At 73.6% G+C, this 21,705-nt stretch carries 21 protein-coding genes; 7 read left to right on the top strand and 14 right to left on the bottom strand.

Features of this window, described 5'->3' with window-relative positions; genetic code table 11:
* Positions 1–3: 3 nt before the first annotated feature.
* Genes IF37_RS0118995 through IF37_RS0118980 form a run of 4 tightly spaced genes read left to right on the top strand, consistent with a single transcriptional unit; the run spans position 4 to position 2,362 of the window.
* Positions 4–1,248 carry a ketosynthase chain-length factor gene (locus IF37_RS0118995; protein ID WP_030743823.1) on the top strand — a complete coding sequence of 415 codons (1,245 nt, stop codon included), beginning with the start codon at positions 4–6 and terminating at the stop codon, positions 1,246–1,248.
* A 23-nt stretch (positions 1,249–1,271) separates the two neighbouring features.
* A complete protein-coding gene (locus IF37_RS0118990; protein WP_030743821.1) occupies positions 1,272–1,526 on the top strand; it encodes an acyl carrier protein in 255 nt (84 codons plus the stop codon).
* A gap of 2 nt (positions 1,527–1,528) precedes the next feature.
* Positions 1,529–2,008, top strand: coding sequence for an SRPBCC family protein (locus tag IF37_RS0118985; RefSeq protein WP_030743819.1), 480 nt, complete (start codon positions 1,529–1,531; stop codon positions 2,006–2,008).
* 21 nt (positions 2,009–2,029) lie between these two features.
* The gene (locus IF37_RS0118980) at positions 2,030–2,362 is read left to right on the top strand and encodes a TcmI family type II polyketide cyclase (protein WP_030743817.1); all 333 of its coding nucleotides are present in this window, start codon (positions 2,030–2,032) and stop codon (positions 2,360–2,362) included.
* 75 nt (positions 2,363–2,437) lie between these two features.
* Here the strand turns inward: IF37_RS0118980 and IF37_RS0118975 are convergent, their stop codons facing one another.
* The 6 genes from IF37_RS0118975 to lipB all read right to left on the bottom strand — a co-directional run bounded on the left by IF37_RS0118975 (position 2,438) and on the right by lipB (position 7,910).
* A complete protein-coding gene (locus IF37_RS0118975) occupies positions 2,438–3,433 on the bottom strand; it encodes a methyltransferase (RefSeq protein WP_030743814.1) in 996 nt (331 codons plus the stop codon).
* Between the two features lie 115 nt (positions 3,434–3,548).
* Positions 3,549–4,634 carry a nitrous oxide reductase family maturation protein NosD gene (locus IF37_RS0118970; RefSeq protein WP_030743812.1) on the bottom strand — a complete coding sequence of 362 codons (1,086 nt, stop codon included), beginning with the start codon at positions 4,632–4,634 and terminating at the stop codon, positions 3,549–3,551.
* A gap of 186 nt (positions 4,635–4,820) precedes the next feature.
* Positions 4,821–5,522, bottom strand: a complete 702-nt coding sequence (locus tag IF37_RS0118965) for a DUF4191 domain-containing protein (RefSeq protein WP_030743809.1) — start codon at positions 5,520–5,522, stop codon at positions 4,821–4,823.
* 60 nt (positions 5,523–5,582) lie between these two features.
* On the bottom strand, positions 5,583–5,783 hold the full coding sequence (locus IF37_RS0118960; protein WP_030743807.1) for a hypothetical protein: 201 nt from the start codon (positions 5,781–5,783) through the stop codon (positions 5,583–5,585).
* Positions 5,784–6,012: 229 nt separating this feature from the next.
* Positions 6,013–6,978 carry a lipoyl synthase gene (gene lipA, locus IF37_RS0118955; protein ID WP_030743805.1) on the bottom strand — a complete coding sequence of 322 codons (966 nt, stop codon included), beginning with the start codon at positions 6,976–6,978 and terminating at the stop codon, positions 6,013–6,015.
* Positions 6,979–7,112: 134 nt separating this feature from the next.
* Positions 7,113–7,910 (bottom strand): lipoyl(octanoyl) transferase LipB, encoded by a 798-nt coding sequence (gene lipB / locus IF37_RS0118950; protein ID WP_030743803.1) that lies wholly within the window; start codon positions 7,908–7,910, stop codon positions 7,113–7,115.
* A 239-nt stretch (positions 7,911–8,149) separates the two neighbouring features.
* Here lipB and IF37_RS0118945 point away from each other — a divergent pair, with 239 nt between their 5' ends.
* Positions 8,150–9,613 carry a hypothetical protein gene (locus tag IF37_RS0118945; RefSeq protein ID WP_030743801.1) on the top strand — a complete coding sequence of 488 codons (1,464 nt, stop codon included), beginning with the start codon at positions 8,150–8,152 and terminating at the stop codon, positions 9,611–9,613.
* Between the two features lie 41 nt (positions 9,614–9,654).
* On the opposite strand, the gene IF37_RS0118940 is transcribed toward IF37_RS0118945, so the two are convergent.
* Together IF37_RS0118940 and IF37_RS0118935 are read right to left on the bottom strand one after the other, a co-directional pair.
* Positions 9,655–11,028: an NAD(P)/FAD-dependent oxidoreductase gene (locus IF37_RS0118940; RefSeq protein ID WP_030743799.1), complete on the bottom strand. Its 1,374-nt coding sequence runs from the start codon at positions 11,026–11,028 to the stop codon at positions 9,655–9,657.
* A gap of 179 nt (positions 11,029–11,207) precedes the next feature.
* A complete protein-coding gene (locus tag IF37_RS0118935) occupies positions 11,208–12,104 on the bottom strand; it encodes a TIGR01777 family oxidoreductase (protein ID WP_030743796.1) in 897 nt (298 codons plus the stop codon).
* 72 nt (positions 12,105–12,176) lie between these two features.
* Between IF37_RS0118935 and IF37_RS0118930 the strand changes: the two genes are divergently transcribed.
* Positions 12,177–12,665 (top strand): GNAT family N-acetyltransferase, encoded by a 489-nt coding sequence (locus tag IF37_RS0118930; RefSeq protein ID WP_030743795.1) that lies wholly within the window; start codon positions 12,177–12,179, stop codon positions 12,663–12,665.
* A 38-nt stretch (positions 12,666–12,703) separates the two neighbouring features.
* On the opposite strand, the gene IF37_RS0118925 is transcribed toward IF37_RS0118930, so the two are convergent.
* Complete coding sequence (locus IF37_RS0118925) at positions 12,704–13,888, bottom strand: MarP family serine protease (protein WP_030743793.1); 1,185 nt, start codon at positions 13,886–13,888, stop codon at positions 12,704–12,706.
* A 279-nt stretch (positions 13,889–14,167) separates the two neighbouring features.
* On the opposite strand from IF37_RS0118925, the gene IF37_RS0118915 reads away from it, so the two are divergent.
* Positions 14,168–15,061 (top strand): peptidoglycan recognition protein, encoded by an 894-nt coding sequence (locus IF37_RS0118915; protein WP_253915802.1) that lies wholly within the window; start codon positions 14,168–14,170, stop codon positions 15,059–15,061.
* Between the two features lie 74 nt (positions 15,062–15,135).
* Here the strand turns inward: IF37_RS0118915 and IF37_RS0118910 are convergent, their stop codons facing one another.
* The 5 genes from IF37_RS0118910 to sucB all read right to left on the bottom strand — a co-directional run.
* Complete coding sequence (locus IF37_RS0118910) at positions 15,136–15,654, bottom strand: DUF4240 domain-containing protein (RefSeq protein WP_030743789.1); 519 nt, start codon at positions 15,652–15,654, stop codon at positions 15,136–15,138.
* Positions 15,655–15,715: 61 nt separating this feature from the next.
* On the bottom strand, positions 15,716–16,699 hold the full coding sequence (locus IF37_RS0118905; RefSeq protein WP_030743787.1) for a YafY family protein: 984 nt from the start codon (positions 16,697–16,699) through the stop codon (positions 15,716–15,718).
* Positions 16,700–16,781: 82 nt separating this feature from the next.
* Entirely contained in the window at positions 16,782–19,484 is a 2,703-nt protein-coding gene (gene aceE, locus IF37_RS0118900) for a pyruvate dehydrogenase (acetyl-transferring), homodimeric type (protein WP_030743784.1), read from the bottom strand.
* A gap of 285 nt (positions 19,485–19,769) precedes the next feature.
* Positions 19,770–20,393 (bottom strand): GntR family transcriptional regulator, encoded by a 624-nt coding sequence (locus IF37_RS0118895; protein WP_030743782.1) that lies wholly within the window; start codon positions 20,391–20,393, stop codon positions 19,770–19,772.
* Between the two features lie 299 nt (positions 20,394–20,692).
* Positions 20,693–21,705, bottom strand: a 1,013-nt coding sequence (sucB, locus tag IF37_RS0118890; protein ID WP_030743780.1) for a 2-oxoglutarate dehydrogenase, E2 component, dihydrolipoamide succinyltransferase, incomplete at its 5' end; no start/stop codon positions are given.

Below are 21,705 nucleotides of genomic sequence, written 5' to 3'. Positions count from 1 at the left end.
ACGATGAGCGAACCGAAGGACCGGCACGCGGCCGTCACCGGAATCGGGGTGGTCGCGCCCAACGGCACCAGCACCGACACCTTCTGGAAGGCGACCCAGGAGGGCCTCAGCGTCCTCGACCGGGTCACCCGCGAGGGCTGTGAGCACCTTCCGCTCAAGGTGGCCGGTGAGGTCCGCGCCTTCGACCCGGCCGCGACGATCGAGGAGCGCTTCCTCGTCCAGACCGACCGGTTCACGCACTACGCCATGGCCGCGGCCGACTTCGCGCTGGAGGACGCCCGGCTCGGGCCGTCCGGCATCCCCGACGCGCCGTACTCCATCGGCGTGGTCACCGCCGCCGGCTCCGGCGGCGGCGAGTTCGGCCAGCGCGAACTCCAGCGACTGTGGGGCAAGGGCAGCCGGTTCGTCGGGCCGTACCAGTCCATCGCCTGGTTCTACGCCGCGAGCACCGGCCAGGTCTCCATCCGCCGCGGCTTCAAGGGGCCCTGCTCGGTCGTCGCCTCCGACGAGGCCGGCGGTCTGGACGCCCTCGCCCACGCGGCCCGGGCGGTGCGGCGCGGCACCGACGTGATCGTGGCCGGCTCCACCGAGGCCCCGCTCGCGCCGTACTCGATGGTCTGCCAGCTCGGTTACGACGAGCTGAGCCGGGAGGCGGACCCCTCCCGGGCCTACCGCCCGTTCACCGAGGCGGCGTGCGGGTTCGTGCCGGCCGAGGGCGGCGCGATGCTCGTCGTGGAGGCGGCGGACACCGCCCGGGAACGCGGCGCCGAGATCCGGGCCGTCGTCGCCGGCCACGGCGCCACCTTCACCGGCGCCTCCCGCTGGGCGGCCTCCCGGGAGGGCCTCGCGCAGGCCGTCCGGCAGGCGCTGCGGGAGGCGGAGTGCGCCCCGGAGGAGATCGACGTCGTCTTCGCCGACGCCCTCGGGGTGCCGGAGGCGGACCGGGCCGAGGCGCTGGCGCTCGCCGACGTCCTCGGCGGGCACGGCGGACGGGTGCCGGTCACCGCCCCGAAGACCGGGATCGGCCGCGGCTACTGCGCGGCCCCCGTGCTGGACACCGCGGCGGCCGTGCTGGCGATGGAGCACGGCCTGATCCCGCCGACGCCGAACGTCTTCGACGTCTGCCACGACCTCGACCTCGTGACGGGCCACGCCCGCGTCGCCGAACTGCGCACGGCACTGGTCCTCAGCCGCGGGCTCATGGGGTCGAACTCGGCGCTGGTGCTGCGACGCGGCAGCACGCAGTGAGGACAGCAAAGGAGGAGAACAACATGCCGCAGATCACCGTGGAAGAACTCGCCGCGCTGATGAAGAAGGCCGCCGGGGTCACCGTCAGCCCGGAGCAGCTCAAGGACAAGCCGGACACCGGCTTCGACGTCCTCGGCGTCGACTCGCTGGGCCTGCTCGGCATCGTCGGCGAGCTGGAGAACGCGCACGGCACCCCGATGCCGGTCGACGCGGAGCGCTGCAAGACGCCGCAGCAGTTCCTCAACCTCGTCAACACCACCCTGATGGCAGGAGCCTGAAGATGGCAGGACACACCCAGAACGAGATCACCATCGCCGCCCCGCTGGACCTGGTCTGGGACATGACCAACGACCTGGAGCGCTGGCCGCAGCTGTTCAGCGAGTACGCGGCGGTGGAAATCCTCAAGCGGGAGGGCGAGAAGACGACGTTCCGGCTGACCATGCACCCGGACGAGAACGGCACCGTCTGGAGCTGGGTCTCCGAGCGCGAGCCGGACCGCGCGTCCCGCACCGTGCGGGCGCGCCGGGTGGAGACCGGCCCGTTCGACCACATGGACATCCACTGGCGGTACGAGGAGGTGCCCGCCGGCACCCGGATGGTCTGGACCCAGGACTTCGCGATGAAGCCGGAGGCGCCGGTCGACGACGACTGGATGACCGACAACATCAACAAGAACTCCAAGGTCCAGCTCGCCCTGATCCGGGACAAGATCGAGAAGGCGGCGGCCGGCCGGCGGCCCGCCCCGGCCCTGGCCGACTGAGCCGGACGACAGGAGACGACCGTGCACCAGGCCCTGATCGTCGCCCGCATGGCCCCGGGCTCCGCCCCCGACATCGCCAAGGTGTTCGCGGAGTCGGACCGGGGGGAGCTGCCGCACCTCGTCGGTGTGGTCCGGCGCAGCCTCTTCCAGTTCGGCGACGTGTACATGCACCTGATCGAGTCGGAGCGGGAGCCCGGACCGGCCATCGCCAAGGTCACCTCGCACCCCGAGTTCCAGGGGGTCAGCGAGCGGCTGTCGGCGTACGTCAGCGCGTACGACCCTCAGACCTGGCGGTCCCCGAAGGACGCCATGGCACAGCGCTTCTACCTCTGGGAGCGCGACCCCGGCGCCTGATCCCTCGTCCGGACCACCGGTGCCGGGCCCGCGTCCGACGCGGACCCGGCACCGGTGCGCCGTGGGGGAGTGCGCTCACGCGGGGACCATGCAGTCGAACGCGTGCAGGAAGGGGTTGACCGGCTGGACGTCACCGACCTCCAGGCCCGCCGCCCGGAGCCGGCCGACCATGCTGTCGGTGGTGTGCTTGGCCCCGCCGACGTTCAGCAGCAGCAGCAGGTCCATGGCGGTGCTGAACCGCATCGACGGGGTGTCGTCGACCAGGTTCTCGATGACCACCACCCGGGCCCCGGGCCCGCCCGCCTCCACGACGTTGCGCAGCAGCCGGGCGGTGGACTCGTCGTCCCACTCCAGGATGTTCTTGATGACGTAGACGTCGGCCTCGACCGGGACGGCCTCCCGGATGTCGCCCGGCACGATGTCCGTCCGGCCGGCCAGGTCGCCGCTGCCGCGCAGCCGCGGCAGGGCGTTCTCCACCACCCGCGGCAGGTCCAGCAGATAGCCGCGCATCGCCGGGTACTTGTCGAGCAGGCTGGCCACCACGTGCCCCTGCCCGCCGCCGAGGTCCGCGACCGACCTGGCGCCGGACAGGTCGAGCAGCGCGGCGACCTCCCGGGCCGACTGCTCGCTGGACCTCGTCATCGCCCGGTTGAAGACGTCGGCCGACTCGGGGGCGTCCTCGTTGAGGTAGTCGAAGAACTCCTTGCCGTAGAGGTCCTCCACGACGTTCCGGCCGGTGCGCACCGCCTCGTCCAGCCGGGGCCAGGCGTCCCAGGTCCAGGGCTCGGTGCACCACTGGGCGATGGCCCGCAGGCTGTTCGGGTCGTCCTCGCGCAGCAGCCGGGACATCTCGGTGTGGGCGAACGTCCCGTCGGGCCGCTCGGCGAAGACGCCGTAGCAGGACAGCGCGCGCAGCAGCCGGCGCAGCGGCTTCGGCTCGGCCCGCACCGCGGCGGCGAGGCTGTCCGCGGTCATGGGGGCGTCCCCGAGCGCGTCGGCGACGCCGAGCCGGGCGGCGGCGCGGACGGCGGCGGCGCAGGCCGCCCCGAACACCAGCTCGCGCAGTCGCATCGAGGGCGGCGGGGAGGAGGGGGAAGCGCCGGGTTCGGGCTGGGTCGAGAGCGCGGGGGATGGTGCGGTCATGTGCCGTCTTCCTTCCTTGCGTGGGTCGGGTACGGCCGTACGGTCAGCACAGGCCCGCGGGCCTGGAGACCCGGCAGGAGTTGCCGTCGAAGGCGTTGGCGCTCCGGGCGGTCTCCTGGTTGACGAGGTCGGCCGGGGAGTTGCCCGACAGGTGGTTGCCGGTGATCCGGTTCCGTTCGCTGGTGGCGCCCACGAAGCTCTTGAACAGGACGATGCCGCCCGACAGCGGGGAGGCGCCCACATGGCCGGTGACCGCGTTCCGGGTCACCAGGGCCTTCTCGGTGCCGGTCAGCACGATGCCGGTGCCCTGGAGGTAGGGCAGCCGGGCGGTCTTCGGGCAGTACCTGTTGTTGCCCTCGACGAGGTTGTCGCTGACGGTCAGGGCGCCGGCCTTCGGCTTGTTCTCGTCACCGACGACGAAGACGCCCGCGCAGTTGCCGTCGACGTGGTTGTGCGCGACGGTCAGGTTGCGCAGCCGGCGGACGGTGATGCCGATCCGGTTGCCCGTCAGGTGGTTGTGGTCGATCACCGCGCCCTTGCTGTCCCTGGCGCCCTGCTCGGCCTTCACGCTGTTGGCGAGGAACAGCCCGGCGTCCCCGTTGCCGCTGGCGGTGTTCCCCCGGAAGACCCCGCGGGTGGAGTGCTCCTCGGCGATGCCCCACTGGCCGTTGCCGTCGGCGGTCACCCGCCGTACGGTCAGCCGGTCGGTGCCCATGGACCACACGCCGGTCTTGGCGAAGCCGGTCACCCGCAGATCGGCGACGGTGACGTCGCGGAGCGCCTTGTCCTTCCCGCCGACCACGCAGATGCCGTTGCCGGCCGCGTCGCAGGTGACGGCGGCAGCCTTGCCGCCGGGCGCGGCCCCGGTCTTCGCGGGCGGCCGGATCACGGTGAGCCGGCCCGCGCCGCGCAGGGTCAGCCCGGCGGTGCGGACCGTGACGCTCTCGTGGTAGGTGCCGGCCGGCACGAACACGGTGTCGCCGGACCGGGCGGCGTCCACCGCCTTCTGGATCGACCCGCCCGGACGCACCACGAGGGTGCGGTGGGCGGCCGACGCCGGGGTGCTGCCGAGGAAGGCACCGACGAGGGCCGTGGTGCACGCGAGGTACGTAATTTGGCGTTTTGTCACATTCCGAAGGCTAGGAGCGCACGAGCCGATTACCGGCCGGATGCTCCGTTCGGCGGCGTGTCAGGCGGACCGGGCGGATCGGATGGGCCGGGCGGATCGGGCGGGCCGGGCGGGACAGCGAGAAGCCCCGCGCCCCCGGGAGGGGTGCGGGGCTCAGGCGGCGGCGTGCGGGTCCCGGTGGCGCGGTCAGCGCCCCCGCGGTCCGCCCTTCGGCAGCCTCATGCCCTTGGGCATCGGCCCCTTGGGCAGCGGCATGTTGCTCATCAGGTCGCCCAGGGCGCGCAGCCGGTCGTTGGTGGCCGTCACCTGGGGACCGGTCAGCACCCGCGGGTACTTCAGCATGGTCGTGCGGAGCTTCTTCAGCTCGATCTGGCCCTCACCGGTGCCGACGATCACGTCGTGCACCGGGACGTCCGCGACGATGCGGTTCATCTTCTTCTTCTCGGCGGCCAGCAGGCTCTTCACCCGGTTCGGGTTGCCCTCGGCGACCAGGACGATGCCGGCCTTGCCGACCGCCCGGTGCACCACGTCCTGGCTGCGGTTCATCGCCACCGCGGGAGTCGTCGTCCAGCCCCGGCCGATGTTGTCCAGCACGGCCGCGGCGGCGCCCGGCTGGCCCTCCATCTGGCCGAAGGCGGCCCGCTCGGCCCGGCGGCCGAACACGATCGCCGTCGCCAGCAGGGCGATCAGCAGACCGAAGATGCCCACGTAGACCGGGTGACCGATCAGGAAGCCGATCGCGAGGAAGACACCGAGGGTGCCGATGCCCACGGCCGCGAGTACAAGACCGATCTTCTTGTCGGCCTTGCGGGTCATCTGGTACGTGAGGGCGATCTGCTTCAGCCGCCCTGCGTTCGCGGCGTCCGCCGCGGGTTCCTTCCTCGCCATGCCACGAAGTCTACGTGCCCCGGAAAGCGCGGACGACGGCAGTGCCCGGCGGGGGAGGTCTCAGGAGGACTGGGCGGCGGCCCGTTCGAGGACCTGCTGCGCCTCGAACCGGTCCCTGGCGCGGCGGCGGTCCTCCAGGACGGAGGTCCAGGCGTTGCGGCGGGCGGTGCGCTGACCGCCGCTCATCAGCAGGGACTCGACGGCGCGCAGGGCGCCGGTGACGGACGGGATGGCGGTGACGCGGACGGGCGCGGCCTGCATGAGCGAGGTCCCCCCTGGGAGCGGCGGAGATACGGGGTGTGACAAAAGGGTCACGGTTCGGTGTTACCAGGGCGTGACCGACCGGTCAAACGCCGATGAAACCTTCGTACGGCCCGGCGGAACGCCGACGCGGCCCGGACGACGCCCTCATCAGCGAGGACGGTCGGGGCCGCGCCGGCCTGGCCATTACTGGCCAGTAGCTCCTTGTGCGCGAATTCACACGCGCGGCTCACACCGCCTGGGCGGCGACGTACGCACCACGCTTCTCGACGGCCATCTGGTACAGGCGCCCGGCGCGGTAGGACGAGCGCACCAGCGGGCCGGACATCACGCCGGAGAAGCCGATCTGCTCGGCCTCCTCCTTCAGCTCCACGAACTCGTGCGGCTTCACCCAGCGCTCCACCGGGTGGTGGCGGACGGAGGGGCGCAGGTACTGGGTGATGGTGACCAGTTCGCAGCCCGCGTCGTGCAGCTGCCGGAGCGCCTCGCCGACCTCCTCGCGGGTCTCGCCCATGCCGAGGATCAGGTTCGACTTGGTCACCAGGCCGTGGTCGCGGGCCTCGGTGATGACCTTCAGCGAGCGCTCGTAGCGGAAGCCGGGGCGGATCCGCTTGAAGATCCGGGGCACGGTCTCGACGTTGTGCGCGAAGACCTCCGGGCGGGAGGCGAAGACCTCCGCGAGCTGCTCGGGGACCGCGTTGAAGTCGGGGGCCAGCAGCTCGACCTTGGTACGGCCGCCCTCCCGGTCCGCCGTCTGCGCGTGGATCTGGCGCACCGTCTCGGCGTACAGCCAGGCGCCGCCGTCCGCCAGGTCGTCGCGGGCGACGCCGGTGATGGTGGCGTAGTTCAGGTCCATGGTGACCACGGACTCGCCCACCCGGCGCGGCTCGTCCCGGTCGAGCGCCTCGGGCTTGCCGGTGTCGATCTGGCAGAAGTCGCAGCGCCGGGTGCACTGGTCGCCGCCGATGAGGAAGGTCGCCTCGCGGTCCTCCCAGCACTCGTAGATGTTGGGACAGCCGGCTTCCTGGCACACCGTGTGCAGTCCCTCGCTCTTCACGAGGTTCTGCATCTTCGTGTATTCGGGGCCCATTTTCGCCCGGGTCTTGATCCACTCGGGCTTGCGCTCGATGGGGGTCTGGCTGTTGCGGACCTCCAGGCGCAGCATCTTGCGTCCGTCGGGTGCGACTGCGGACACGACCGGCTCCCTGTGACTTCGATTCTTCGGCGTACACCAGGGTACGCCCGTACTGTTCGCGCCCTGCCGCCGAGGCCGACCCCGCTACCGCAGGGCGCATTCCCCCGCGGACGGTCAGGCGGACGCGTCCTCGGTCACGCGGACGCCTTCTCGACCACGCGGGGCCTCAGCTCCGCGTTCTCCAGGACGTCCCGCAGGTGCCGCTCGACCACCGGCAGCACCTCCTCGATCGTGACCTCGCGGCCCAGCTCGCCCGCGAGCGAGGTGACGCCCGCGTCGCGGATGCCGCACGGGATGATCCGGTCGAACCAGGCGTTGTCCGGGTTCACGTTGAAGGAGAAGCCGTGCATGGTGACGCCCTTGGCGACCCGGATGCCGATCGCGGCGATCTTGCGGTCCTCGCGCCGCTGGCCCGCGTTGGAGGGGGCGTACTCGGGGCCGTTGAGCCGGGGGTCGAACTCCTCGTCGGTCAGCCGCGGGTCGAAGTCCAGCGACAGCCCGCCGAGCGCCGGCCGCCGCTCGACCGGGTCGCCGAGCACCCACACCCCGCTGCGGCCCTCGACCCGGGTGGTCTCCAGACCGAACTCGGCGCAGGCGCGGATGATCGCCTCCTCCAGCCGCCGTACGTGCGCGACCACGTCCACCGGGCGGGGCAGCTTCTGGATCGGGTAGCCCACCAGCTGGCCCGGGCCGTGCCAGGTGATCTTGCCGCCGCGGTCCACGTCGATGACCGGGGTGCCGTCCAGCGGGCGTTCGCTGTCCTCGGTGCGGCGGCCGGCGGTGTACACCGGCGGGTGTTCGAGCAGGAGCACGGTGTCGGGCACCTCGTCGGCGAACCGGGCCGCGTGGATCCGGCGCTGTTCGTCCCACGCCTCCTGGTAATCGACGGCGTCCGCACCGAATCCCATGCGGACGAACCGCAACTCACTCACGGCAAGCGCCTCCCTCGGCGACGGGTGTGTCAGGCATGTTCGCGCCCACGCCACTGTACGTCCGGCCGGTGTACGTCAGCCCTGCGGGCGTTCCTCACACGATCGGATGAATGCACGGTGAAATATGCGACCGTCTGCTCACTCTCCGCTACATTCGCGCCGTTCGTGAGGCCATAAGGGCTGCTCAAAGGCAATCCGGGCACGTCGACCGGCCCGGAAGGCAGGAGACCGCACCGCAGATGACGGACCGACCCGCGCAGCGCACCCCCAATCGCCAGCTCGCCGCGCTCATCGCAGAGGCGGGGTTCTCCAACGCGGGTCTGGCCCGTCGAGTCGATCAGCTCGGTCTGGAGCACGGGCTGGACCTCAGATACGACAAGACCTCGGTCACCCGCTGGCTGCGCGGACAGCAGCCCCGCGGGACGACCCCCGCCCTCATCGCCGAGGTGTTCACCCGCCGGCTGGGCCGCCGGCTCACCGCCCAGGACCTGGGCCTCGACGCCTGCGCACCGGTGTACGCCGGGCTGGAGTTCGCGGCCACCCCGGAGGAGGCCGTCGACATCGTCAGCGGCCTGTGGCGCAAGGACTCCGGCAGCCACGCCGAGCTGCGCAAGATCGCGTTCACCCCGGCGGGGCTGGTGGTGCCCAGCCGGGACTGGCTGATCGGCAAGCCGGACGACCGGGTGGCCCGCGAGCCGGCGCCCCGGGTACCGGCACAGGGCCGCCCCGGCGCGCTGCGCACCCAGCCGGCCGGGCCGGGGCCGGCGCGGGCACGCGGACACGCCGAGCGCGGCCCCGGGCACCGGGTCGGCGCCGGTGACATCGCCGCGCTGCGCTCGGTCGGCGAGCTGTTCCGCACGCTCGACGACCGGTTCGGCGGCGGCCACGCCCGCCAGGCGCTGGTGCGCTACCTGGAGCACGAGTGCGAGCCGATGCTCCGCGGCGCGTACGACGAGCAGACCGGCCGCCGCCTGTTCGGCGCCGCCGCCGACCTGACCCGGCTGGCCGGCTGGACCTCGTACGACATCGCCGCGCACGGACTCGCCCAGCGCTACTTCGTGCAGGCCCTGCGGCTCGCGCAGGCGGCCGGCGACCGGGCGTACGGCTCCTACGTCCTGGTGACCATGAGCCGCCAGGCCGTCTACCTCGGCCACGGCAGGGAGGCCGTGCAGCTGGCGCGGGTGGCCCAGCAGGGCGTCGGCACCGGCGCCCCGCCCGTCGTGCAGGCGCTGCTGCACGCCTCCGAGGCCCGGGCGCACGGCGTCCTCGGCGAGGTGCGGGCGTGCACCGCGGCGCTGGTGCGGGCCGAGCGGGCGCTGGAGGCGGCCCGGCCGGGGGACGAGGTGCCGTACTGGGCGTCGTTCTTCGACGAGGCGCAGCTCGCCGACGAGTTCGGGCACTGCCACCGGGACCTCCAGCAGTTCCGGGCCGCCGCGCAGCACGCCGAGCGCTCCCTCCAGCTGCGGGCGCCCGCCCACGCCCGCAGCCGTCTGTTCTGCCGGGTCGTCCTCGCCACCGCCCGGCTCGCCCTCGGCGAACTCGACCAGGCGTGCGCGCTCGGCGCGGAGGCCGCCGGCCAGGCCGCGGAGATGCGCAGCGCCCGCGCGGTGGAGTACGTGCGGGACTTCGAACGCCGCCTGGAGCCCTACCGGGACGCGGCCCCCGTGCGGAGCTACCGGGAGAAGGTGGCGGCGTTCGGGTAGTCCGGCCCGGCCCGGACCCGGGCTGCTCCGAACGAAACCGCCTACGCCGCCCTCGGCAGCGTCGGCGCCGGGTCCGCCCGGTGCATCGGGCCCGCCGCGCCCAGGTCCGCCAGGACGGCCGCCGCCGCCCGGTGGGCGGAGTGCAGGGCGCCCTGGACCGTGCTGGTGTCGCGGTGGTCGCCGCACACGTACAGGCCCGCCAGCAGCCGCACCGGGCGGCGCAGGTCGTGCGGGGGACGCATCGCCGGGACCGCCTCGGGGGTGTGGTGCACGGCCAGCGTCTCCCAGCGGCGCGTGGACGTGCCGTAGAGGCGGGCGAGGTGGATGCGGACGGCGGTGTCGACGTCCTGCGGCGGCGGACCCAGCACCGTCGAGGAGATCAGCGCCCGGCCGGCCGGTGCCCGGCTGGGGTCCACGTTGCTGAGCACCGCCGTGTGCGCCACCGGTCCGCCCCGGTCGGCGTCCAGCAGCAGCGAGGAGCCCGCCGGGAAGGCCGCGGCCGGCTCGTCCGCCGTGTGGTGGACGACCGTCACGGGGTGGAAGTCCGGCACCCTGAGCCCCGGCAGCAGTTCCGCCGCGGCCCGTGCGTCGGTGGCCAGCAGCACCGCCCGGCAGCGGATCTCCCCGTGCTCGGCGGTGGTCACCGAGGTCGTGGAGACGGAGGTGACCCGCACCCCGGTGCGCACGGTGTCCGGCGGCAGTGACCGGGCCAGCAGCTCCGGCAGCATCTCCGCGCCCCCCTCCGGCACGCACAGCCGGCCGCTCGCGAAGGCGCGCAGTGCCAGGTCGGCGCACCGGCTGGAGGTGGTCAGCTCCGGGTCGCACAGCAGCGCGGCGAGCAGCGGGCGCAGGAAGCCGTCGATGGTGCGGGCCGGCACCCCGCGCCGGGCCAGGGCGAGGCCCGCGGGCAGCTCCGGGCGGGCCAGGAGGCGGTTCAGGGGGGTGGCCGCGAGCCGGCCGAGCGCGGCGCCCAGCCGGGCCTGGTCCACCGCGCCGCCCACCGGCGTGCCGGCCCGGCCGGGCGTGGCCGCCGTGGACCGCGGCACGCTCGCCAGGGCGCGCACCGCATGGAGTGCGCCCCGTGCGCCCCGCGCGCTCCCGCCGGCCGCCGGCGGGAGCACGCGGTGGGTGCGCCCGTCGCGGTGGAGCAGGACGCCCGGCGCGAACCGGCGCACGGTCAGCTCGTCCAGGCCCGGCGTCAGCCGGAGTTCGGGGTAGGACGTGGACAGCAGCTGTCCGATGCGGTCGAGCCGGAAGCCGTCGATCTTCTCGGTCGACATGCGGCCGCCGACGTACGGGGCGGCCTCCAGGACCGCGGTGGTGACTCCTGCGCTGGTCAGCCGATGGGCCGCCGAGAGACCGGCGATGCCGGCCCCCACGATGACGACGTCCACCTGGTACGCGGGCTCAAGCACGAGGCCCCTCCTGTGGTCGCGGCCGGTGAGGGGCGCCGTGCCCCCGACAGGCTTCAGGGATACCCGAGTTCGGATCGAGGTTAGGGCGGTGATCCGTCAGGAGGAGTCGCGCATCAGCAGAGCACGGTCGCATGGAGGTCGCATACGGTCACTTTCGTTCACCGGTGGTGTCAGTCGGCTCACCCCGCCGCACGGATCGCCTCATCGATCCCCGGAAAGGCGAACCGGAACCCCGATTCCAGCAACCGCTTCGGCACCACCCGCTGACTGCCCAGCACATCCCCGGCCATCTCCCCGAGCACCGTCCGCAGCACCGGCGCCGGCACCGAGAACAGCGTCGGCCGGCGCAGCACACGCCCCATCGCCGCCGTGATCTCGGCATTCGTCAGCGGCTCGGGCGCCGTCAGGTTGAACGGCCCGGACAGGGCCTCCCCGTCGAGGAGATGCCGGATCGCGGCCACCTCGTCGTGCAGCGCGATGTACGACCAGTACTGCCGCCCGTCGCCCAGCCGTCCCCCGAGCCCCGCCCGGAACAGCGGGAACAGCCGCCCCCAGGCGCCGCCGCCCCGGGCCACCACCAGCCCGGTGCGCAGGAACACCGTCCGCACCCCCGCCTCCCGCGCGGGCGCCGCCGCCCCCTCCCACTCCGCGCACAGCTCGGCCAGGAAGCCGTCACCCGGCGGTGCGTCCTCGTCCACCACCCGGTCGCCGGTCTCGCCGTAGATCCCGATCGCGCTGCCGCTGAGGAACGCCCGCGGCGGCCGGGGCAGCGCGGCCACCGCCTCGGCCAGCGCGGCCGTGCCCAGCACCCGGCTGTTCCGCAGCACCCGCCGGTACTCCGGTGTCCAGCGCCGGTCGCCCACCCCGGCCCCCGCCAGGTTGACCACCATGTCGCACCCGGTGAGCCCGGACGCGTCGACGTACCCCCGCTCCGGGTCCCAGCAGACCTCCCGGGCGTCCCGGACCCCCCGGCGCACCAGCCGCACCACCTCGTGCCCGTCGGCGGTCAGGGACCGCACCAGGGCACTGCCGATCAGACCGGACGCGCCGGCCACCGCGATACGTGAACGTTCCATGGCCCCAGCATGACGGCAGGACCGGCCGGACATCCGGCGGACGCCCGGACGGCCCGCCGTAAGGTGATCTTCATGTCCAAGCCGTCCATACGCCCCGCCCGCCCCGACGACGACGCGGAGCTCTCCGCCCTCGACCGGGCCACCTGGTCCACCCTGCACGCCGTGACGCCCCGGCCCGAGCCGCCCTACCGGCCGTTCTTCGACGAACGGCACCTCCCGGGGGACCACCTTGTCGCCGAGGCCGACGGACGTCTGCTGGGCTACGTCCGCCTCGCCCGCGCGACCCCGCTCGCCGCCAACGCGCACGTCCTCGCGATCCAGGGCTTCGCCGTCGCCGAGGAGGCGCGCGGGCGGGGCGTCGGGCGCGCCCTGATCCGGGCCGCCGTCGAGGAGGCGCGCGGACGCGGAGCGCGGCGGCTCACCCTGCGCGTGCTCGGGCACAACGCCCCGGCCCGCGCGCTCTACGCGTCCGAGGGCTTCGCCGTCGAGGGCGTCCTGCCCGGCGAGTTCCACCTGGACGGCGCCGACGTCGACGACGTCCTCATGGGCCGCTCCCTGTAGGACCGCACGGCCCCGAGGCCCCAGGGGGCCCGCACGCCCTACGCGTCGACCAGCCGGCCCGTGTCCACCGGCGCCGTCGCCGTGGCCGCGCGCCGGGCGTCGCCCGCCACCTCGGCCGCCGTCAGCGCGTACCCCGTCTCGGCGTCCGAGGTCGAACGCGCGAAGACCACCCCGAACACCCGGCCGTCCCGGGTCAGCAGCGGCCCGCCGGAGTTGCCCGGCCGGACCGTGGAGCGGATCGCGTAGACCTCCCGGGTGACCGTGCCGTCGTTGTAGATGTTCTGGCCGGTCGCCCGCACCCGGCTCGCGACCGTCGCCGCCCTGAGGTCCAGCCCCCCGTCCTGCGGATAGCCCGCCACCACCGCCGCGTCCCCGCGCGCCGCGTCCGCGTCGAAGCGCAGCGCCGGGGCGCCCAGCCGCGGCACGTACAGCACCGCCACGTCCCGGCCCGGGTCGAAGAGCACCACCCGCGCCTCGTACACCGGCCCCACCCCGCCGACCCGCACGCTCGGGTGGTCGATGCCGGCCACCACGTGCGCGTTGGTCAGCACGTGCCGCGGCGCGTAGACGAACCCGCTGCCCTCGCGGCCCTCCACGCCCGCGGCGCCCTCGATCTTCACCGTGCTCGTCCGGGCCGCCTCCGTCGCCGCCGGGGTGACGCTGTCACCGGCCGGACGGGCCACCCGGGCCGTCGACTCGTTCTCGAACGGGTTGAACACCTGCGGGAAACCCGCCTCGGTCAGCGCCGAGGTGGCCCGCGAGAACCACGCGGGCGTCGTCTCCGGCATGGTCCGCTGCACCGCGCCCAGCAGCGTCGAGTTCCGGATCGCCGTCGTCAGGGTGCCCGACGGGGCGGCGCCCAGCACGCTCGCCGCCACCCAGGCCACCACCAGCACGGCCACCGCGTTCGCCGCCGCGCCCCCGATCCCGTCCGCCACCCGCAGCGGGCCCCGGTCCAGCTCCCCGCGCAGCCGCAGCGCCAGCCGGCCCGCCAGCTCGTGCCCCAGCACGGCCGGCACCAGCACCGTCAGCACCGCGAGCACCGTCGCCGCGGCCGAACCCCGCGCCGCATGGCCCGTCACCCACGGCAGCAGCCACACACCGACGACCGCCCCGCCGACGAACCCGGCCAGCGACACGCATCCGGCCACCAGCCCCCGCCGGTAACCGGACACCGCGTACACCACCATCACCAGCACGATCAGCAGGTCGAGCAGGTCCACGAAAGCCGCCCTTTCTCTCGGACCCCCGGTCAGGATCGATCGGTACGGACGCCACCGGTCCGCCGGCCGGCCCCGCGTGGAGCGCCCACCGGGCGGCGGAACCGGCCACGTACGTGTGTACCCCCTGAAACGTCCCGGACCGGGACGATGGTTCCACCAGGTGGCACAGTGCACATCGCGGGCGCGGCGCGGCGGCCCGAGAGTGGGCTCATGCGTGTCGTCCGAAGATCCCCGCAGCCCCGGGTCCGGCGTGTCGCACGGACACCCGGCGCCCTGCTCGTGCTGCTCGGCTGCCTGCCCGGGCTGCTGGCCGTCACCGCGCTGGTCCTGTGCTCCGGCAGCGTCGAACGCGTCGCCCAGGCGGGCCCCGACCGCCCCGCCGCCGGGGCCCGGCCGCCCGCCGGCCACCGCGCCGCCCGGCCGCGCATCGTGCCGCGCTCCGCCTGGCTGGACCGCACCACCGGGCGGAGCCAGCCGCCGCCGCGCTACGACGACAAGGTGGTGGCCCTCTTCGTCCACCACACCGACTCGCCCAACGACTACGCGTGCGCCGAGGCGCCCCGCATCATCCGCCACCTCTACGCCGGCCAGACCGGCGACCGCCACTGGGACGACATCGGCTACAACTTCCTCGTCGACCACTGCGGCACCATCTACGAGGGACGGGCCGGAGGCGTGGACCGGGCCGTCACCGGCGCCCACACCCAGGGCTTCAACCACCGCACCGCCGGCATCGCCGCCCTCGGCACCTTCACCGCCGGCGTGCCCGTCCCGCGCGCCATGACCGACGCGATCGCCGCCCTGGCCGCGTGGAAGCTCGGGCTGGCCGACGTCGACCCGCGCGGCCGGGCCCGGCTGGTCTCCAGCAGCGGCCTCAGCCGCTACCGGACGGGCGCCGCCGCCACCCTGCCCGCCCTGGCCGGCCACGACGCCGGCTTCGCCACCAACTGCCCCGGCGCCGCCCTCACCGCCCGTCTCCCGGCCATCCGGGAGCAGGCCGCCCGGTTGCAGGGCCGGTTGCGGGCCCGCACGCCCACCGCTCGCCCCCAGGGGACCCACGGCCCCCTGCCGGCCCGGCGCCCCACGACCGGGCCCGCCTCCGGCCGCCCCGAGCCAACCGGCACCGGCCGCCCCGAGCCGACCGGGGGCGGACACCCCGCACCCCGGCCATGAGCACGGCGTGCCCCGCGGCCGTACCGGCCCCGCGCGGGCGTACGGCCGGGTGACGCCCGGCACCGGCCTCCCGGTCACCCCTTGAACCGCTCCCACAGGCGGGGGTACCGGCTCGCCAGCACCCGGTCGTCCTCCAGGTCCAGCGGGGCGCCCTCCGGCTCGGCCGGCGCCGGGGCGATGCCCAGGTCGGGCGCGACGGTCCCGGTCAGCTGCTCGTACGCCTCGTCCGCCGCGTACCCCAGCTCCTCGCCGTCGCCGTCGATCTCCTCGTCGAACTCGCCCAGCAGCCCGGCCAGCGCGTCCGGCTCGTGCAGGGCGCCCTCGAAGACCTCCCGCCCCTGTCCGATCAGCCAGCACCGGAAGTAGTCGAACGCGTCGTCGCTGCACCCGTCCAGCAGCAGCCAGGCCGCCCCCCACAGATCCCAGCGGTAGGCGCGGTTGTAACGGGCCTCGAAGTGGCGGGCGAAGTCCAGGACCAGCTCGGGGTCCAGCCGGAGCAGCCGGTCCACGAGCGCGTCGGCCTGCTCCTCGGGGTCTCCTCCGGCGGCCTCGCGGGTGGCGTCGATCAGCTCCCAGAACTCCGTCTCGTCCATCACGGCACCAGCATCGGGCCTGGGCCGGTGGGGCGCACGCGGAGTACGGCGGCGCGCGCCGTCAGCCGTCGTCCCGCCGGTACAGCGCGGCGGCCCGGACCGCGTCCGCCGCGAACCGCTCCCGCAGCCGGGCCGGCGCCAGCACCTCGGCCTCCGGCCCGAGCGCCGTCAGCTGGGCGTGCGCGACCTCCTCCGACTCCACGGGCAGCGTCACCGTCACCCAGCCCCCGGCGTCCGGCACGCCCGCCGCCGCCAGCGCCTCCCGCGCCCCGGCCGGGTCCACCGCGTACGGCAGCCGGCGCACGCCGTCCGGGGAGAGCCGCAGGACGACCTCGGCACGGAGGATCGACCGGGCGAACCGTTCGGCCTGCTCCGCCCAGAAGCCGGACAGGTCGAAGTCCGGGTCGCGCTCGAAGCGCTCGTCGAGGACGTCGGCGCCGGTGAACCGGTCGATCCGGTACGTCCGGAAGGCATCGGCCCCGGTCACCCGCGCGCACAGGTACCAGACCCCCGCCTTCAGCACCAGCCCGTACGGCTGCACCGTCCGCTCCACCTCGCGCTCCCCGCGCCGGTAGCGGGCGGTGACCGACCGGTCCGCCCACACCGCCCCGGCGAGCACCGGCAGCAGCCCGGGCGTCTCCGGCTCCCGGAACCAGGCGGGCGCGTCCAGGTGGAACCGCTGCGCGGCCGTCTCCGGGGCGTCCCGCAGCGCGGGCAGCAGCGCCGCCGACGCCTTCAGCCGGGCCGCCGACGCCACGTCCGCGAGTCCCATCTCCCGCAGCGCCCCCGGCACCCCGCTCAGGAACAGTGCCTCGGCCTCGCTCCTGCCCAGCCCGGTGAGCCGCGTCCGGTACCCGCCGACCAGCCGGTACCCGCCGGCCCGCCCCCGGTCGGCGTAGACCGGCACGCCCGCCTCCGACAGCGCCTGCGCGTCCCGTGTGACGGTCCGCTCCGACACCTCCAGCTCCCGCGCCAGTTCGCCGGCGGTCATGGACGGCCGGGACTGGAGCAGGAGCACCATCTTGATGAGACGAGCCGCACGCATGCGTTCATCATGCCGGGGACCACCGACACGAGAAGGGGTACGGCGACGACCGCCGTACCCCTTCACCGCACCCCCGTGCCGGTTACAGCCCGTACTTCTCCCGGGCCTCCTTGACCGCCGTGGCCTTCACCTCGCCGCGCCGGGCGAGCTGGGCCAGCGCCGCGACGACGATCGACCGGGCGTCGACGCCGAAGTGGCGGCGGGCGGCCTCCCGGGTGTCCGACAGACCGAAGCCGTCGGCGCCCAGCGAGGACCAGTCCTGCTCCACCCACTGCGCGATCTGGTCCGGGACCTGGCGCATGTAGTCGGAGACCGCGAGGACCGGGCCCTCGGCGCCCTGGAGCGCCTGGCGGACGTACGGCACCCGCTCCTCGCCGCGCAGCAGGGCCGCGTCGGCGTCCATCGCGTCGCGGCGCAGCTCCGACCAGGAGGTCGCGGACCACACGTCGGCGGCCACGCCCCACTCCTCGGCGAGCAGGCGCTGCGCCTCAAGGGTCCAGTGGATCGCCGTGCCGGAGCCCAGCAGCTGGATGCGCGGGGCGCCCGCGGCCACCGTCACACCCGCGGACTCCGCCGTGTTGAAGCGGTACAGGCCCTTGACGATGCCCTCGTCGATGCCGAGGCCCTGCGGCTTGGCCGGCTGCGGCAGCGGTTCGTTGTAGACCGTCAGGTAGTAGAAGACGTTCTGGTCCTCGCCCGGCTTGGCCTCGCCGTACATCCGGCGCAGACCCTCACGGACGATCACCGCGATCTCGTAGGCGAACGCGGGGTCGTACGCCAGCGCGGCCGGGTTGGTGGCGGCGATCACCGGGGAGTGGCCGTCGGCGTGCTGGAGGCCCTCGCCGGTCAGGGTCGTGCGGCCGGCCGTCGCGCCGACGAGGAAGCCGCGGCCGAGCTGGTCGCCGAGCTGCCACATCTGGTCGGCCGTGCGCTGCCAGCCGAACATCGAGTAGAAGATGTAGAACGGGATCATCGCCTCGCCGTGCGTCGCGTACGCGGTGGACGCGGCGATGAAGTCGGCCATCGAACCGGCCTCGGTGATCCCCTCGTTGAGGATCTGGCCGTTCTTGGCCTCCTTGTAGTACATCAGCTGGTCGCGGTCGACCGGCTCGTACGTCTGGCCCTTGGGGGAGTAGATGCCCAGCGAGGGGAACAGCGACTCCATGCCGAAGGTGCGCGCCTCGTCGGGGACGATCGGCACCCAGCGCCGGCCCGTCTCCTTGTCCCGGACCAGGTCCTTGACCAGGCGGACGAAGGCCATGGTGGTGGCCACGTTCTGGGAGCCGGAACCCTTGTCGAAGGAGGCGAACGCCTTCTCCGCCGGGGCGGGCAGCGCGGGCAGCGGGTGCGTACGGCGGGCCGGGGCCGGGCCGCCGAGGGCCGCGCGGCGCTCCTGGAGGTAGCGGACCTCGGGCGAGTCGGCGCCCGGGTGGCCGTAGGGCACCACGCCGTCGGCGAAGTCGCTGTCCTTGATGGGCAGGCCGAGCAGGTCGCGCATCGTCTTGAACTCGTCCACCGTCAGCTTCTTCATCTGGTGGTTGGCGTTCTTCGACGCGAAGCCCTCGCCCAGGGTGTGGCCCTTGACCGTCTGGGCCAGGATCACGGTCGGCGCGCCCTTGTGGTCGACGGCGGCCTTGTACGCGGCGTAGACCTTGCGGGCCTCGTGACCACCGCGGGAGAGGTGGAAGCACTCGAGGATCTTGTCGTCGCTCAGCAGCTTCGCCATCTCGGCGAGCGCCGGGTCCTTGCCGAAGAAGTCCTCGCGGATGTAGGCGGCGCCGCGGGTCTGGTACGTCTGGATCTGCGCGTCCGGCACCTCGCGCAGGCGGCGTACCAGCGCGCCCGTGGTGTCGAGCGCGAACAGCTCGTCCCAGGCCGTGCCCCACAGCGTCTTGACGACGTTCCAGCCGGCGCCGCGGAACTGGGCCTCCAGCTCCTGCACGATCTTGAAGTTGGCGCGGACCGGGCCGTCGAGGCGCTGGAGGTTGCAGTTGATGACGAAGGTGAGGTTGTCCAGCTCCTCGCGGGCGGCGAGCGCGAGGGCCGCGGTCGACTCCGGCTCGTCCATCTCGCCGTCACCGAGGAACGCCCACACGTGCGAGGACGAGACGTCCTTGATGCCGCGGTTGGTGAGGTAGCGGTTGAAGCGCGCCTGGTAGATCGCCGACAGCGGGCCGAGGCCCATGGAGACCGTCGGGAACTCCCACAGCCAGGGCAGCCGGCGCGGGTGCGGGTACGACGGCAGGCCGTTGCCGCCGGCCTCCTGGCGGAAGTTGTCCAGGTGGTGCTCGTTCAGCCGGCCGTCGAGGAAGGCGCGGGCGTAGATGCCGGGGGAGGCGTGGCCCTGGATGTACAGCTGGTCGCCGGAGCCGTCCCCCTCCTTGCCCTTGAAGAAGTGGTTGAAACCGGTCTCGTACAGCCAGGCGGCGGAGGCGAAGGTGGCGATGTGGCCGCCGACGCCGTACTTGCTGCCGCGGGTCACCATCGCCGCCGCGTTCCAGCGGTTCCACCCGGTGATCCGGGCCTCCAGCTCCGGGTCACCGGGCAGGGCCGGCTCGGCGGAGGTGGGGATGGTGTTGACGTAGTCGGTCTCGAGGAGCTTCGGCAGCGCGATGCCGCCCGCCTCGGCGCGCTCCAGCGTGCGGCGCATCAGGTACGCGGCGCGGTGCGGACCGGCCTCGCGGGCGACGGCGTCCAGGGAGGCCTGCCATTCGGCGGTCTCCTCCGGGTCGCGGTCCGGGAGCTGGTCGAGCGCGCTCGGCTGGATGGCGTGGGGGTCGGTCATGTCGCCGCCTTCCTCAGTCGAAGGGGGTTCCCTCATCGGTAAGGGTTCGGGGGTGCCCTTGGTCTTTTGGCAGGACAGGGCGTGGACCTCGGTGCCGCGGTCGATGTGCGACCCCGTCCAAGGTCCGTCGGCGACTGTAACTCCCTGATCGATGATCGATCAAAGGGTTGAGGGCGAAAACCTCTTGATTTGGAGAAAGTCGGCACGCGGTGCCTATGGTCATGGCACCGGGTGACGCGACATGACCTTGTTTTCGCAGGTGAGCGGGTGGTTGCTCGGGTGCTTTCAAGGGCGCGGCGCGCAGCCCAGCACATGCGCCTTCACCAGCTCGGGGATCCGCGGGTCCCGGCGTTTGAACGCCTGCACCAGTTCCTCGTGCTCCTCCGCGTACGACTGCTGGACCGTGCCCAGCCAGCGGATCGACAGCGCCGTGAACACCTCGATGCCGAGCCCTTCCCAGGTGTGCAGCAGCACCGAGTTGCGCGCGGCGCGCACGAGTTCGCGGTGGAAGCCCACCGTATGGCGCACCTGGGCGGTGCCGTCCGCTCTCCGATCGGCCTCGTACAGGGCCGTGACGTGCGGTTCCAGTGCCGTGCAGTCCTCCGCCAGGCGCTCCGCCGCCAACTCGGCGGCGATCGCCTCCAGGCCCGCCCGGACCGGATAGCTCTCCTCCAGGTCGGCCGCGCTCAGATTGCGGACGCGCACACCCTTGTTCGGGGCCGACTCGATCAGCCGCAGCGACTCCAGCTCGCGCAGCGCCTCCCGGACCGGGGTCTGGCTGACCTCCAGCTCGGTGGCGATCCGGCGCTCCACGATGCGCTCGCCCGGCTGCCAGCGCCCGCTGACGATTCCCTCCACGATGTGCTCGCGGATCTGCTCGCGCAGCGAGTGGACGACGGGCGCGGTCATGACGGCTCCTTAAGGAGGGGCTCGGAAACCAGTGCAGCGGCCCGCGGGGCCTGGCCGAGGGGGCGTACTCGGGCGACGGACGGAGCCCCGGGGGCTTCGACGTTTAGACAATACGGCCGGTTCACCGGGCGGGCGGGGCGCTTGGGGGTGCTTTGGCACAGGTGAGACGAGCCTTACACACGGAGCAAGCCGACAAACGCGAACACCCCGCCCGGAACGCTCCGGACGGGGTGCCGCACTGCCCGACAGGGACGTCGGAGGCCGGATGCGGCCTCCTCGGACCCCTGGGTCGATACCGGTCAGAGACCCAGCTCGACCTCGAACTCGCCGGCCTCCAGGATCGCCTTGACCGCCGTCAGGTAACGGGCCGCGTCGGCGCCGTCGACCAGGCGGTGGTCGTAGGAGAGGGTCAGGTAGGTCATGTCGCGGACGCCGATGACCGTGCCCTCCTCGGTCTCGATGACGGCCGGACGCTTGACCGTGGCACCGATGCCGAGGATCGCGACCTGGCCCGGCGGCACGATGATCGTGTCGAACAGCGCGCCGCGCGAACCGGTGTTGGAGATGGTGAAGGTCGCACCGGACAGCTCGTCCGGCGTGATCTTGCTGGCCCGGACCTTGCCCGCCAGGTCGGCGGTGGCCTTGGCGATGCCCGCGATGTTGAGGTCGCCGGCGTTCTTGATGACCGGGGTCATCAGGCCCTTCTCGGAGTCCACCGCGATACCGATGTTCTCGGTGTCGAAGTAGGTGATGGTCCCCTCGGCCTCGTTGATCTTGGCGTTGATGACCGGGTGGGCCTTCAGCGCCTGCGCGGCGGCCTTGACGAAGAACGGCATCGGGGAGAGCTTGACGCCCTCGCGGGCCGCGAAGGAGTCCTTCGCCCTGCCGCGCAGCTTCATCAGGCGGGTGACGTCGACCTCGACGACCGACGACAGCTGGGCCTGCTCGTGCAGGGCCTTGACCATGTTGTCGCCGATGACCTTGCGGATGCGAGGCATCTTGACGGTCTGGCCGCGCAGCGGGGAGACCTCCAGCGCCGGGGCCTTGCGGGCGGCGGCGGGGGCGGCCGGCGCGGCGGCCGGAGCCGGGGCCGGGGCGGCAGCGGCGGCCTTCGCGGCCTCGGCGGCGGCGATGACGTCCTGCTTGCGGATGCGGCCGCCGACGCCGGTGCCCTTGACGGTGGCCAGGTCGACGCCGTTCTCGGCGGCGAGCTTGCGCACCAGCGGGGTCACGTACGCGCCCTCGTCCGTCGCCTGGGTGGCGGTCGGGGAGGTCGGCGCGGTGGCCGGGGTGACCGGGGCCGGGGCGGGCG

The organism is Streptomyces sp. NRRL S-31 (assembly GCF_000718775.1).
In the GTDB taxonomy this organism is placed as follows: domain Bacteria; phylum Actinomycetota; class Actinomycetes; order Streptomycetales; family Streptomycetaceae; genus Streptomyces.
This window is presented reverse-complemented; position numbering and strand designations above follow the sequence as displayed.